1 protein-coding gene is annotated in these 238 nt (G+C 47.9%); it reads right to left on the bottom strand.

The genetic code is table 11. From position 1 onward, the window contains the following. A partial coding sequence (locus R0J87_RS24430; protein WP_498889636.1) for a cation:proton antiporter domain-containing protein occupies positions 1-219 on the bottom strand: 219 nt, incomplete at its 3' end. Positions 220-238: the final 19 nt, after the last annotated feature.

Below are 238 nucleotides of genomic sequence, written 5' to 3'. Positions count from 1 at the left end.
AGCGACAATGCCTCGAGGCGCAATCCAACCAATCAAGGCTTTTTCTCGCCAGCTCAAGTCCGTTCCGATTGTCGACAGCCAGATGGATAGCGGCCGGACAATAAAGAGCATCGCCAAGACAAACAGAATAATGGACCAATTGAAGATTTCAAACAGCACGTCCATGCTAAGTGAAGCTGTCAGCATCATGAAGACACTGGAAATCAGCAGGATGGACATCGTCTCTTTAAAGTGTCTC

The organism is Halomonas sp. SIMBA_159 (assembly GCF_046536035.1).
Taxonomy (GTDB): domain Bacteria; phylum Pseudomonadota; class Gammaproteobacteria; order Pseudomonadales; family Halomonadaceae; genus Vreelandella; species Vreelandella venusta_A.
The sequence above is the reverse complement of the archived record's forward strand: the minus strand, read 5'-3'. Positions and strand labels throughout refer to the sequence as shown.